This is a genomic window from Rhodococcus sp. USK13 (assembly GCF_018343855.1).
Taxonomy (GTDB): domain Bacteria; phylum Actinomycetota; class Actinomycetes; order Mycobacteriales; family Mycobacteriaceae; genus Rhodococcus_F; species Rhodococcus_F oxybenzonivorans.
In genome coordinates, this window is record NZ_CP069242.1 from 4564140 (window position 1) to 4577482 (window position 13343).

At 64.8% G+C, this 13343-nt stretch carries 15 protein-coding genes and 1 pseudogene; 13 read left to right on the top strand and 3 right to left on the bottom strand.

The window, feature by feature from the left end; all coding sequences use genetic code 11:
• Positions 1-205: 205 nt before the first annotated feature.
• The 4 genes from JQT59_RS23530 (at position 206) to JQT59_RS37765 (ending at position 5596) form a co-directional block, all read left to right on the top strand.
• Positions 206-2542, top strand: a complete 2337-nt coding sequence (locus tag JQT59_RS23530; protein ID WP_213572208.1) for a thiamine pyrophosphate-binding protein — start codon at positions 206-208, stop codon at positions 2540-2542.
• 18 nt (positions 2543-2560) lie between these two features.
• On the top strand, positions 2561-3634 hold the full coding sequence (locus JQT59_RS23535; RefSeq protein ID WP_213572209.1) for a 2-oxo acid dehydrogenase subunit E2: 1074 nt from the start codon (positions 2561-2563) through the stop codon (positions 3632-3634).
• 1125 nt (positions 3635-4759) lie between these two features.
• Complete coding sequence (locus JQT59_RS23540; protein ID WP_213572210.1) at positions 4760-5383, top strand: esterase/lipase family protein; 624 nt, start codon at positions 4760-4762, stop codon at positions 5381-5383.
• Between the two features lie 87 nt (positions 5384-5470).
• On the top strand, positions 5471-5596 hold the full coding sequence (locus tag JQT59_RS37765) for a hypothetical protein (RefSeq protein ID WP_283254010.1): 126 nt from the start codon (positions 5471-5473) through the stop codon (positions 5594-5596).
• A gap of 624 nt (positions 5597-6220) precedes the next feature.
• Here the strand turns inward: JQT59_RS37765 and JQT59_RS23545 are convergent.
• Positions 6221-6865, bottom strand: a complete 645-nt coding sequence (locus JQT59_RS23545; RefSeq protein WP_213572211.1) for an RES family NAD+ phosphorylase — start codon at positions 6863-6865, stop codon at positions 6221-6223.
• A complete protein-coding gene (locus tag JQT59_RS23550) occupies positions 6866-7492 on the bottom strand; it encodes a hypothetical protein (protein WP_249353788.1) in 627 nt (208 codons plus the stop codon).
• Positions 7493-7773: 281 nt separating this feature from the next.
• Between JQT59_RS23550 and JQT59_RS23555 the strand changes: the two genes are divergently transcribed.
• The 7 genes and pseudogenes from JQT59_RS23555 (at position 7774) to JQT59_RS37210 (ending at position 11508) form a co-directional block, all read left to right on the top strand.
• Positions 7774-8301, top strand: a complete 528-nt coding sequence (locus JQT59_RS23555) for a hypothetical protein (protein ID WP_213572213.1) — start codon at positions 7774-7776, stop codon at positions 8299-8301.
• Between the two features lie 157 nt (positions 8302-8458).
• Positions 8459-8971, top strand: coding sequence for a hypothetical protein (locus tag JQT59_RS23560; protein WP_213572214.1), 513 nt, complete (start codon positions 8459-8461; stop codon positions 8969-8971).
• A gap of 82 nt (positions 8972-9053) precedes the next feature.
• Positions 9054-9326, top strand: a complete 273-nt coding sequence (locus JQT59_RS37200) for a hypothetical protein (RefSeq protein ID WP_249353790.1) — start codon at positions 9054-9056, stop codon at positions 9324-9326.
• Between the two features lie 53 nt (positions 9327-9379).
• Entirely contained in the window at positions 9380-9529 is a 150-nt protein-coding gene (locus JQT59_RS37205) for a hypothetical protein (protein WP_249353792.1), read from the top strand.
• A 129-nt stretch (positions 9530-9658) separates the two neighbouring features.
• Positions 9659-9889, top strand: coding sequence for a hypothetical protein (locus JQT59_RS23570; RefSeq protein ID WP_213572215.1), 231 nt, complete (start codon positions 9659-9661; stop codon positions 9887-9889).
• A gap of 416 nt (positions 9890-10305) precedes the next feature.
• A pseudogene (locus JQT59_RS38055) lies at positions 10306-10578 on the top strand (PDDEXK nuclease domain-containing protein); the annotation flags it as partial.
• Positions 10579-10737: 159 nt separating this feature from the next.
• Complete coding sequence (locus tag JQT59_RS37210) at positions 10738-11508, top strand: hypothetical protein (RefSeq protein ID WP_249353794.1); 771 nt, start codon at positions 10738-10740, stop codon at positions 11506-11508.
• Between the two features lie 291 nt (positions 11509-11799).
• Here JQT59_RS37210 and JQT59_RS23580 read toward each other — a convergent pair whose 3' ends face one another.
• The gene (locus JQT59_RS23580; RefSeq protein WP_213572217.1) at positions 11800-12294 is read right to left on the bottom strand and encodes an FBP domain-containing protein; all 495 of its coding nucleotides are present in this window, start codon (positions 12292-12294) and stop codon (positions 11800-11802) included.
• A gap of 61 nt (positions 12295-12355) precedes the next feature.
• On the opposite strand from JQT59_RS23580, the gene JQT59_RS23585 reads away from it, so the two are divergent.
• Entirely contained in the window at positions 12356-13024 is a 669-nt protein-coding gene (locus JQT59_RS23585; protein ID WP_213572218.1) for a TetR family transcriptional regulator, read from the top strand.
• 2 nt (positions 13025-13026) lie between these two features.
• Positions 13027-13191 carry a hypothetical protein gene (locus JQT59_RS23590; RefSeq protein WP_213572219.1) on the top strand — a complete coding sequence of 55 codons (165 nt, stop codon included), beginning with the start codon at positions 13027-13029 and terminating at the stop codon, positions 13189-13191.
• Positions 13192-13343: the final 152 nt, after the last annotated feature.

Genomic DNA, 13343 nt, shown 5'->3' on the forward strand with positions numbered 1-13343 from the left:
TGTTGCACAAAGTACCTGCCGATGCTGAACTTTAGGCGAGTTCTGCACACGGAACTTTCTATTGGCAAGCGGATTCACCGACCGCCACCGGCGGCTTCGGGCTCTCACCAGAGCCGCCGGCTGACATCACCGACCGACCGCCCACGACCTGAGTCTGGCCGTGGTTCAGTCGGTCCCACGAATTCATAGGCAAGGACGCAATCTTATGCAGGGCACGAACACAGTCGACACCGGCATCAACACCACTCCCTCCCCGACCCCCGAGGCGCTCGTGGAGATCGAGCGACGCGTGTTGTGGCTGTCGACCGCGATGATCCACCACGCGAACCGGGTTCGCCCCAATCCCACGGGGCTGAAGGTCGGTGGTCACCAGGCGTCGTGTGCGTCGATCGTGACCATTATGACCTCGCTCTGGTTCGAGCAGCTCCGTCCCGGTGACCGGGTGTCGGTCAAGCCGCATGCCTCTCCGGTGCTACACGGCATCAACTACCTGCTAGGCGAGCTGGACGAGAAGTATCTGACGACGTTGCGGGAGTTCGGTGGGTTGCAGTCGTACCCGAGCAGGTCGAAAGATCCTGATCCGGTGGACTACTCGACCGGGTCGGTCGGGATCGGGGCGACGGCGCCGATTTGGGGTGCCATCGCCCGCCGCTTCGTCGACACCCATCTCGGCGGTGCCGGGACGGGCCGGCAGTATTCGCTAGTCGGGGACGCGGAGTTGGATGAGGGCGCGGTGTGGGAGGCGATCCTCGACACCTCCGTCGCCGAACTCGGGGAGATCGTGTGGATCGTCGACCTGAACCGGCAGTCCCTGGACCGGGTGGTGCCCAACATCGCCGCCGGCCGGCTCGAGGCGATGTTTGCTGCCGCCGGCTGGCAGGTGCTCACCGTGAAATTCGGGACCCTGCTCGAATCGCTGTTCAGCCGACCCGGTGGGTCGGCGCTGCGCACCCGAATCCTGGACATGCCCAATCCCGAGTACCAGAGGCTGCTGCGCTGCACGGCCGAGCAGGTGCGGGACCGGCTGCCCGGCCGCGATCCAGCTGCGAGGGAGATCGCCGCCCTGATCGCCGGTCTTGACGACGACACCGTCCTGCGCGCCATTCGCAATCTCGGTGGTCACGACCTGGACGCCCTGCGCGCGGCGTACGCGCAGATCGACGACACCCGCCCGACGGTGATCATCGCCTACACCATCAAGGGCCGCGGCCTGCCCACGCAGGGGCACCCGCAGAACCACTCCTCGATGCTGACGGTCGAACAGTACGAACAACTCGCCACCGAACTGGGCATGGACTCGAACAACCCATGGGCCCGGTTCGACACCGACAGCACCGCAGGCCGCGTCTGCGCCGCCTCCGCCGAATGGCTCACCCGCGATCCCGTCGAACTGGCAACCCCGCCCGCGGTGCCGGCCGACATCGGCCGCACGCCGTCCGGCACATCGACGACGCAGGCCGCACTCGGCCGGGCGTTGCTCGACCTGAGCCGCCAAGCCCCGGACGCCGCGAAGCGGGTCGTCACCGTCAGCCCCGATGTCAGCTCCACCACCAACCTGGCCGGCTGGCTGAACAAGGTGGGGGTGTGGTCGCCGAACGAGCGGCGCAACTGGTTCGACGACGACGCCGAGACGATCATGCACTGGCGGGAAAAGCCCACCGGGCAGCACATGGAACTCGGCATCGCCGAGACGAACCTGGTCGGGCTGATGGGCGAACTCGGCGCGACGTGGAGTCGGTGGGGGCAGCCGCTGTTCCCGATCGGGGTGATGTACGACCCGTTCGTCGAACGGGCCCTGGAGCCGTGGTCGTACGGGATCTACGCGGGCGGGCAGTCGATCCTGGTCGGCACCCCTTCTGGGGTGACCCTGGCCGCGGAGGGTGGGGCGCATCAGTCGATCAAGACCCCGTCGATCGGCCTCGAACAACCCGGCTGCGTCAGCTACGAGCCCGCCTTCGCGATCGACACCGAGTGGACTCTGCTCGACAGCATCTCCCGCCTCGGCCGCCCGGACGGTTCCTCGTCGTACCTGCGCCTGTCGACCCGCCCCGTCGATCAGACCCTCGCCGCCGTCCCCACCGATCCCGCTGCGCGGGAACGTCGCCGCCGTCAGGTCGTCGCCGGCGCCTACACCCTCCGCCACACCGGCAATCCGGCCGTCACCCTGGTCGGGATGGGCGCCGTAATCACCGAAACCCTCACCGCCGCCGACCGGTTGGCCGATCAGGGCATTGCCGCCGACGTCGTGTGCGTCACCAGCCCGGGACTGTTGTTCGAGGCGGTGCAGGCCCGCCACGGACTCGCCGACGGCCCGTCGTGGATCCTCGACCAAGTGTTCCCCGCCGACCGGGCGGCACCGATGGTAACCGTCCTCGACGGCCACCCGCACACCCTCGCATTCCTGACCGGGATCAACAACGTCCCCGGCGCGGCGCTCGGCGTCAGCAAGTTCGGGCAGGTCGGCTCCCTCGACGACGTCTACCGCTACCACGGCATCGACACCGACAACATCGTCCGCGCCGCCCTCGACCTCACCGACTGACCCAGAGAGACATCACGAATGACCACGACACAGACAGGCACCACCGTGGTGTTGCCGTCGCTCGGTGAGAACGTCACCGAAGCCACGATCACCCGCTGGCTCAAGACCCGAGGGGACCGAGTCGAGGCCGGAGAGCCGCTGCTCGAGGTGGCCACCGACAAAGTCGACACCGAGGTCCCCTCCCCTGCCGCCGGCACCCTCCTCGAAATTGTCGCCCCGGAAGACACTGTCGTCGAGGTCGGGGCGGCAATGGCCATCCTCGGCCCACAGTGCAGCGATCCCCAGGACACGCCGGCGCCCGCTGCCGCTCCCGCGGGGCCTGCACCCACATCCCTATCGAACCCGGCTCCCCCTCCAGCTTCACCGCCTTCCGCAGGTGACCGGGTGGAGAAGCTGCCCCGCATTCGGCGAACCATCGCAAAGCGCATGCTCGAATCCCTGCAGACATCAGCGCAATTGACCACGATCGTCGAAGTCGACGTCACCGGCATCGCACGTCTGCGTCTCCGGGAGAAAGATGCGTTCCTGCGCCGCACCGGGGTGAAGCTGTCTTTTCTGCCGTTCTTCGTCACCGCCGCCGTCGAAGCGCTCGCCGAGCATCCCGTGATCAATTCGTCCCTGAACGCCGACTGCACCGAGGTGACGTACCACGGGGCGGTGCACCTAGGCATGGCCGTCGACAGCGACAAGGGACTGATGGTTCCCGTCATCCGCGACGCAGGAGCATTGCGAATTCCTGAGCTCGCGAATGCAATCGCCGTCGTCGCGGACAGCGTGCGGGACGGGACGATCCGGCCCGACGACCTCTCCGGCGGCACGTTCACCATCACCAACACCGGCAGCCGCGGAGCCCTGTTCGACACCCCGATCATCAACCAGCCGCAATCGGCCATCCTCGGCATCGGAACCGTCGTCGAACGCGTCGTCCCCACGCGCGGCGAGGGCGGCGCACTCCAGATCAGCGTCCGGTCGATGGCGTACCTCTCACTGTCATACGACCACCGCATCGTCGACGGCGCCGACGCTGCCGGCTACCTCGCCGCCGTCCGTCGCATCCTCGAAGGCGGATTTCTCCCCTCGGACCTGCAGTGAATGCGCAAGCACACGTCCCAGGTTCTATGCCCGGACACCGCACCAGTGACGATCACCGACTCGTCGAATTCGCCCTACGGTGGACACCGATAGTTGCCCTCAACGACGATTTCCCCGACTTCGACGAGTACATCTTGCCGGAGTTCGGACTGCAGCCAACGATGTACTACCGGAGACTCCTCACACTCCTTCTGACACCCCCGTGCCCGCGCCTGGATCCATCGGACCGGCAACACATCATCGCACTCTGCCAGCACAAGTTGGACGCCTCACGACCGACAATCTGCAGTTGAGCGGAGCGAGCACCGAGTTCTCGAAGCGATCATGTCCGAACAAACGAAATCGAATAGCCGTTCGGAGTATCCCGAACGCAGCACTACCACCGGAAACCACACGTCCATGTCCTCAGATTCCCTCACCGACCAGCTGAGCGCCTACCGCCGCCGGCGCCGCGCTCGAATGTCCGAGAAACTGCGTCGAGCGCGAGCCCCTCAGTTACCAGAAGAAGGCGTTGATCTCATGTGTTTCGCACAGGCATGGGCACCCTACGGAAAGGTGCCCACGGAAGAGATTTTCGTCCGATACGGCATGACAGCGGCGCGATACCTCGAGGTTCTTGCCGATGCCCTCTCAAAGCCGGACTGCGACCCCCAGATCGCCACCACGCTCCGATCCATTTACTTCCCACATCGCACATCACGGTCTGATGGGACCAAGCGACGCCTAGCTAGCTGAGCTGATGGCCGGACTGGTCGCAGACCCGCGATGTCTCGACCGCTCAATGTGTGATGGAACCCGCCGCCGCCAAGATGTTCGTGCGTCGAGGGAGGAAGTCGTCCTTGGTTCGGCGATCGCGGAGTGCGCTGCCTCCGAGTCGAGGGAGTGGCCCGGGGCGAGAACCGCGTGGGCGAGACCATGGCGTGGAAGGTGTTATCTGTTGTCGCATGGTTACATTCACCCCGCGAGGTCCCCATGAACGAGTGTGGCCAAAACGCTCCCCGCTCCTCAGCCAGCGGCTAAGTTACCGGTGATTAACATCACCAGTCCTTATCAATTCCTACAAGTGGAGCCCTACATGCCTCGCTTCTACTCTCGCGTCTGTTCGCCGCCGTCGGCCTGGCCGCGGTGTCGTTGCTGATCGCACCCTTGGCGCCCGCTCACGCGACCGGGCACGATCCCATCCTCTTCGTGCATGGATGGCAGGGCAGCTCTTCGCAGTGGAACACCATGATCGCGGCATTCAAGGCAGACGGATGGACCGACGCCGAGCTCTTCAACTGGTCGTACAACTCCAATCAATCCAATGTCACGACCGCCGCACAGGTGGAGGCGAAGGTCGACGACATTCTCCGCACCACCGGCGCCGCCAAGGTGGATGTCGTCACACACTCGATGGGCGGATTATCCACCCGGTATTACGCCAAGAACCTCAGCGGCGCCACGAAGATCGACGATTGGATCTCCCTCGCGGGCCCCAACCACGGCACCGACACCTCCAACGGCTGCTTCACCGCTTCCTGCACCGAAATGCGGATCGGCTCGGCGTATCTGACGAGTCTCAATTCCGGAGACGAGACGCCCGGTGCGCCCGCCTACGGAACGTGGTGGTCGCCCTGCGACACGGTGATCAACCCCGACTCCAGCGTTTCCCTTGCCGGTGCGACCAACACGCAGACAGGATGCCTCACCCACAACGGGATACTCGAGAACTCCACGATCTACGGTCAGGTCCGCGACTTCGTCCGGTAGCACGCCGGTGTGGACCGGAATCGCGTTCCGCGGTTTCGGTCCACAACTCCGGACTCCCCATTGCCCCACCTGACCGGTCACCATCAGGTGGGCCCAATCCAGTTGTCGGTAGAGGGCGGCACGCTGGTACGCCGGCGGACCTGGTGGCTCGTCGCCGCGGCCTTCGGTGGCGCCCTCATCGACCGCCGCGCGTACGAGAACCTGCTGCAATGAGTATCGGCGCGCACGATGAGCCGGACGTGTCTGTGGCAGAACGTTTCTGGCGTGGCGGTGCGATCCCTTCCGCGTCTCAGTCCCGGCAGTCCGGCTCCGATGGATTCATCAGGTGCCGAAGCAGTCGAAGCTGCTCGGGCTGGAAGACCCAGGCGTTCTCGCCGCTCCTGTAGATGTTCGGCTCGGCGCGCTCCGAGAGCGAGTCCTGCTCGGTGTTTCGTGCGCGCAAGGCCGAGGCGTAGGACGACGAACGCCAATGCTGTGGCGTAGGCAGCCCACAGGATCCACTGAAGTGGTCCCTTGTGCTGATCATGCTCGGCAGTGAGGACTGCGCCCACGAATGCAGTGGAAAGGACGATGCCCGGCAAGGTTGCGAAATCGGCCTCAGCAATCAGGCGGAAGCCGAATGCCCACAGACACATCATCGGCACAGCAACAAAAGCCACGACGTGCGCGGCCACGACAACCGCGTACGGGCGCCTGCCACGCGCCGGCGAAGACGGCAACCGTCACGGCCGCGAAGCCGAGTCCAGCGGCAATTGTGTAGCGCCGCATCGCGATGCCGTGCCGCTACGGGACATGTGCCGCGGGCCCAACCGGTTCGCCCACGCTTGTGTCTCAGCCTCAGGTGATGGTGTAGCCGAGCTGATAGGCCGCGCTGTCGATCGGTCCGGACAACCCGGGATGCGACAACGGCAGCGACAACGCCGGCAACGCAGGGAACGCGTCGGTGGCGCGTTCGGTGATCGCGATACACACACTGCCGGCGAACCGGCCGCGGTAGATGATCCCGTCGAGATCGTCGTGGGCCCGGTGAATGGTGCGGGCCCAGTGCTGGGTTCGCCCGTGTGCGGCGGAGTCGAGGGCGTGGTTACCGCCGACCCGGGTCGCCCACGTCCCAGTACCGATGCCGGAAACATCGAGCAGTCTCAGCGGCCGGGTGAATCGCAGCCCGGTCAGATACGGATCGCCGCGGTGGCGGTCGATCACCCGGGCGCTCTGAAACGCCTCGGCCAACCCGCCGCGGGGACTGGATGCGCCGTACCAGATGCCGTAATCGGGATGTTCGACCCGCGGGGGCGGGTGGTGGTCGAACCGCAGGATCGGCCCGAACGTGCGCAGTCCATTCCACGGCAGCACATGGGTGCCGGTGGTGCGATGCACCCGCCACACCACCTCGGCCGGTTGCCAGTCGATCACTTCCTCGGGGCGCAGTCCCGCGTCGCGGAGGTCGGCGATGGTCGGTGGTGTGGGCAGCATCGACCCCATCTATGCCGATTCCCATTCGGCGGCGGTGATCACATCGTGGACCTGTTCGATATCGGCGGCGGCTCCGGCGCTGCCGGTCAACCACGCCACGATCGACACCGACCGGCCCTCCACGGTCAGCGACGGCTGCGGAAGGGTGAGCAACGCCTGCACGGTCAGCGGGTGCAGATCCTTCGTCAACAACGGCATCACCTGATCGAGGTGCGGCACCGCACCGGTATCGGTGAACTGAGCGGGCGGCAGCAACCGGTTCCGACCCGACGCGAATGCCCACAGGGTGCCCTCGCCGAGGCGTTGCCGGATCCGGGCCGCGGTCACCCCGAGCCGGTCCGCGGCCTGCGCGATGGACAGGGAGCTGCGGACCAGCTCCTGCATGCGAATGTCGCGGTCCACCCGTGCGGCCGTCGCCGCGGCCGGATCGTCGACGAACCCGGCTTGATCGAGCAGCGCTGCGTCGTGGTCGGACAGAGGCGGCGCCGCCGGATTCCGGTCGGACAGGCTGTGCAGGATCTGGGCGAAGAACTTCCGGCCGACATCGGTGCCGGTCACCTCCCGCAGCGCGTCCTCGAAACCGAGATCCCCGCGCAGATAGCGGGCTTCGGTGCTGATATCGGTGGCCTCATTCATCACACCCACCCCTCGCTTTCACTGATTATCGGGCACAAATCCATGATAGCCCGAAGTGTGAGAGGTCGCTACCGCGCACCTGCGGTGGTGGCACATCCATCCAGCGGTGCCAGGACCCTGGTGATTCCCGAGGCCGCGATGTGGTCGAGTGACGCATTCACCGCACACAGCCCGCCCGCGGATACATCACTTCGCCGATAGTCGGCAAAACCATGCCATTCGGTCGGTTTTACTGCACGATTCACCCAGCACCACCCACCCCGACGAACAAGGACCACCCCATGCGCATGACCGTCCGCACCACACTCCTCGCCGCCGCGACCATTCCACTCGCCGTCGCAGTCGCCGCCGCGCCGGCATCAGCGGCCGAAGCCAGCGACGTCACCTACGCCTTCAGCGTCACCGGATCAACCGTGACCAACACGATCACCAACAACACCGGCGCGTCCATCGGCTGCACCACCTCCCTCGCCGCCGCCCCCGACGGAGAACTTCCACCGGTTGACGACATCATGCGTACTGGTCAGTCCCTGTACCAGCAGGGCGACATACCGCCCGGCACCACCACCCAAACGGTCACCGATATCCCCGACGGCTCCTACGTCGCCCTCGCTTCCTGCGGACGCGAGGGCACCGACCCCGCCATGTGGGTCTCCGCCTACCCCGGGATCGAGCAATACCTGGTCCAGTTCCCGATGACCGCCAACACCGTGCAACAAGCCTCCACCGTCGTCACCGTCCCCAACTCCGACCCTAAACGGGAGGACATACCCGATCTCAGCGAGCCGGGCACCCTCTTCGGCAGCTAACCCACTGCAGCACAACCTAACCCACACCCAGCTGTACCTGGCCCCGGGAATTCAAACCCTCAACCCCCGAACCGTCCCCCGCCCACCTCGTGCCGGGGCACGGGACGGGTAGGGCAAAGGCGCATCGCAGGGAGTCGTCGACGGCGAGGATGGTTCCATGCCGATGCCGGAGTGGAACCAGGACAGCTTGGTGTGGCGTTTTGCCATGACCGACGACGGTCCGGACTTCCACGACACCCAGGGCTTCGAGCCACCGGACCCGTGGCTACCCGCGATCGCAGCCGTTGTCCGTGATCTGCGCTGCCTGCGATACGGACGCGACGTGCAGGTAAGCCGTCTGGTGTGGGAACTCGCCATCAGCGACCAGTACGCCGTCACCCTCGGCTGGCGCGGACCAGGGGTCGGTGGGTTCAACCTCTGCCACGGCATATCGATGGATGCGCCCTACCCGCAGGTCGCAGCATGGGTCGCCGAGACCGCGCAAGGCGAGCTGACCGGATACGAATTCATCCAGTGGCCATCGCGAGGACGGCACATCCTCAATCCCCGCCTCCGCCAGGAAGGACCGGTGTGGGTCGACCCACACACCGACACCGCGGTCGCCGCCATCGGTGAACTGTGCACGCAGCGCGCCGCCTGGGACGCCCTCGACCGGCGCCAGGAAGGTTGAAGGCGGCCAAAGGTTCCTGGGGATTCGACTCGCTGGGGCCCGCAGACGGCGTTTCGCACACACCGGCCTTACCGTGGGCCACGTGAGCGCAACCCCGGTCGCCATCGACGAGACCCATCCCGACGGCATCATCTCGCTCCTGACATACGCGGTCGGATCGGAAGATCGGGACCGCCTCGACGTGGCGCTCGTGCCCTACCGGACCGGCTCCACGGTCCTCGCCGTCGCCCGAACCCGTCGCCTGCCGGTCGGTGTGATCGGATACAGCGCCGCACCGCATCGGGTGACGCTGTTGCACCTCGCCACCAACCCCCACTACCGGCAACAAGGTACCGGCACCGTCCTCATCTACTGAGTACAATCCCGCCACCCCAGCACCGGATCGTCGCCGAAACCGACGCCGACCCAGTGCGCTTCTACGAGAAGACCGGCTTCACCAGCACCTCGCTCGGCGAGAAGTACCCCGGCGTCGAAAGGTTCCTCATCCGCAGGCGCCCGGCCCAGCTACTCGCATCACCGGTGATCACCACGGCCGGAACGATTTTCGAGTACTTGTGACACCACGAACGCTGGTGGAGGACGATCCAAGCCATGAACAGCCGGGTGGTCGTCCTTTCGGGGACTGGCTGCTCGGCGCACTCGCGCCCGCCCACCACGTCTTGGCTCAGCTGAAACGGCCGGATCGCGATGTACCACAGCCTCCTCGAATCGCTGATCGTCCGACAGCTGATGCTCGACCAGGGCGCCACCGTCGACTGCGCGATCACTGGCACCGTCGCACAGCGGTGGCAACAAATCGCCGAGGACCACGATGCCCGGCTCCACATCGTCGAATGCGTCTGCAGCGACGAACACGAACACCGCCGACGTATCGAAGGCCGGCACCGCAACATCCTCGGCTGGCACGAAGTCGACTGAAACCACGTGCAGCGCATGCGCGCCGAAACACCGCCACTGAGCGTGCCCATCTGACCGTGGACGCCATCTCCCCGCTGGAGGACAACCTCGATCGCATCCGCACCTGGACCAAGCAGCAGTGACCAGCCGGCCGGAGCTCTGAGGGCTGCCGAAATGGTCGCCGACGTGGATTTTCGGCCACCGACGCGGGCGGATCCGCCATTGAAGTCGATCAGGATCGGGTCCCCTGCATGCCGCGACCGGGGGCCAGTCAGACTTACTCCGAACTTGAGAATGGAGTGCTGATGGACCTGACCGACCCTGACTGAGTACGCACTGAAGTGGCCGCGTGAAGTCTTCGTCGAGCTGCGTCCTGTCTATCCTCCGCATGGCTCGCAAGAACGAGATCACCAAGTTGCGACGGAGGATCGTGATGGATGAATCCGGAACCCTGCGGTACGCAGGGTTCCGGACGCCCAAGGAACGACCTGCTGTTCTGCAACTGGATCCACGCCTGTTTCGTCGTGGTCGAACTGAAGATAGGCCGGTTCGAACCCGAGCACGTCGGCAAAACTCGGCTTCTGCGTGTTCTGGATCGACGAGAACATGCGCGATCACACCCAGCACAGACCCACCATGGGATCCTGCTAGGCGCCGGCCACAACGACAACGTCGCCCGCTACTCCCTTGCCGGGACCACCGCACCTACGGCGGCGTCCAGATCAGCCGACACGCCCCGCCCGCGGCACCAAAGCCGCCGGCGTTGGGGCGAGAAACAGTTGCTAGAGTCATGGGCGGGAGAGACTGGTCACGCGCATACCCCGGGGGCGAATTCATCGCATGGCGAAGGATCAGAAAGGGTGTGGCTTGTGACCACCGACCAAGAAGTTGTGCAGCTTCTGGCGACGCGGCATCCGTTCCACGATCTCGACGCAATTGACGCCGGCCAGTTGAGCGACGACGAGGTCGGCACCATCCCCCGATGGTGGATCGACGCGCAAACCTCGAGCAATCCCGTCGACGTCGTGCTCCGGGCATGGGAGAACGCGGTCCCCGGGCAACTCCCGCGCGTCACACGGATCATCCGGGACGCCGCACCCACCCTCAGACTGTGCCGCGCGACCCTCTCCGAGGGTGGTCGGACCGCCGTGGTGCTGGCCTACATCTTCGGGGAAGCCCACCCATCATACTTTCAAGTCGCATACGGGCTAGCGCCGCTGCCGCAGAACGAAATTCCGTTGTTCGCTGCGGGGATCGATCACGGGCTCAGAACGTTCTATACGACCGTGCAGAACGGATTCTTCAACGAGGACCCCATCGGCCTGATGCCAGCTCAAGACATGCCGCGGATTTCGAACTTTGGGGAGGCAGCCGATTTCGAGTACGTCGGGCAATCACGGGACCCGGTGAGCAACGAACTCCGTTTCGTGGAGATCGTGGAATCCGAGCTACCCGACATCGACCAACTCGTCGGCGTCTGCCGCGACGCCTCCGACAACGCAGTCGCTCTGGATACACGCGACGACACCGGTCGAGTCTGGGAGATGTGGCACAGAGGCCTCGAACGCGTCGACAAAACCCTTTGGGAGGCGATCGACGAATGGGTAACACGCCTGTTCGGCATCGATGACAACCAGTGACAACTGGTTTCACCTCCACGTGACCGGCACACAGGAACAACGCCTGATGCGGCGGCCCGCTTCTTGTCCTCACAGGGCGTTGCCTCCTCGCGTGCGACTCGAAAACTGGGAAGAACGCGCCGTTCCCATGAAGTCTCGCTTTCCTCGCGGGACCAGAAGACAGCGAACGGTGACCGGGTTTCCCGCATTCGCAAGCCGGAGTTGATCCGGTATCCATCCACCCCGCCCAGCTTCGTGGTCCCTGCAGTCAAGAGCTTCGGACACCATACACGCGTGCGGAGTGCGTATTCATCACGTAGTGAGAACGCGGGCGACGAATCCGTCGAGTCGATGGCATAGCTGTGCGATACGCGTCCGTGTGGGGAGGGCATGTTCGGGTTGATTGTCCGGCAACAATTTCAGGCCCCGGGCATAGAGCGAGCAGCAGAAATCGGTGCACAGGTAGGTGCCGATGCTGTTACCTGCCTTTCCCGACGCGCCGGCCTTACGCGCGGCGAAAAGAGCAGTCCCGCCGTGACGATGTACTGCGTGGCAGAGGTTGCACATGGCGCTGCGTGGACGAGCACCCTCGGAGTTCGCCCTCCGGAGTTCGATGCCAGTCGCTCCGGACGCGTGCGTGGTGACCAAATACGCCCGTTGGGGGGAGCGTGGATCGACCCATCCGTAGAAGTCCAACTCCTCCCACTCCGTCTCATCGAAGCTCGGAGGAAAGGCCACTGTCTTGATTCGGCTCTGGGAGCTGTTGACGAAGGAGCGAAGAATCTCCTTCTTCGTCAGGCTGTGCATGTCAATCCCCTTTTTGTACTACGAGCGATTCATGAACCGATCGTAGTATAAAATTGCCGGCATGGGTCGCTACAAGGATGCCGCCAGGTACCGAGAGTTGCTCGACGGATGTACTGCATATGCCGAGGAGCACGGCTTGTTCGACCTGACGCTGCGCCCACTCGCCGAAGATCTCGGAACGTCAACTCGCAATCTTCTTCACCATTTCGGTAGCCGTGAGCTGTTGGTCGAAGCTGTGGTGGACAGGGTGCGCGCGTCCTACCTGGACATGTCGCGCGAGTTGATTTTCCGAATCCGTTGCCTTGCAGAGGAATCGGAGCAGCGATCGGGACCCGAAGCAGTTGCGGACGTCATTGCCGAAGGATTGAACCTGGCATGGGCGGAGGCTTCGACTCCTTCCGGGCGACGTCGAATTGCTCTGTTCTTCGAAATCTATTCAGCAGCAGCGCGAGATCCAGGGTTGCGTGAGAGCTTTCTCCGGCCCGCCGTGGACGAGTGGCTTACCCCGATGGCCGATGCGATCGAAAGAGCGGGGGCATCGACTGGGGCAGCTCGGTCGATCGCTGCGCGGATCGTTGCGGTGCATCGTGGATTGCTCTTGGAATACCTTGCGCTGGGCCCCAATGGGGATACACAGTCCGCGCACGACGACGCGGTCGTTGCAGCGCGTGCAGAGATCCTCGCCGGTACCCTACCTACCGTGTCCGATTTCGCGGCCGAGGCGAAATGACAATGTCGAAGACCGAGAGAAACGAGGCAGCGGGAGGGCGCGCAATCCTTGTCCGCGAAGTGCCTGCCCCGCTGGCAGTCCTCTCGGTGATCGCGGCACTGGGTGGTGCCGTTACCCGCTCCGCGTGTGTGATCGCGATCGTGCCGTTCGTCTCTTCGCTCCTGTGACCGGGTCTGTCGGTGTCAATGGAAAAGCCGCTGAGCCCTCGTCGAGATTGCGCCGGTTGTCGGCATGGCCCTCGTTGCCGGGACTCACAGGTATGGCACTGGTCGGTGAGCAGGACCTGCCCCACGGAGCGGCAGACTTTCGGGCACTCTCA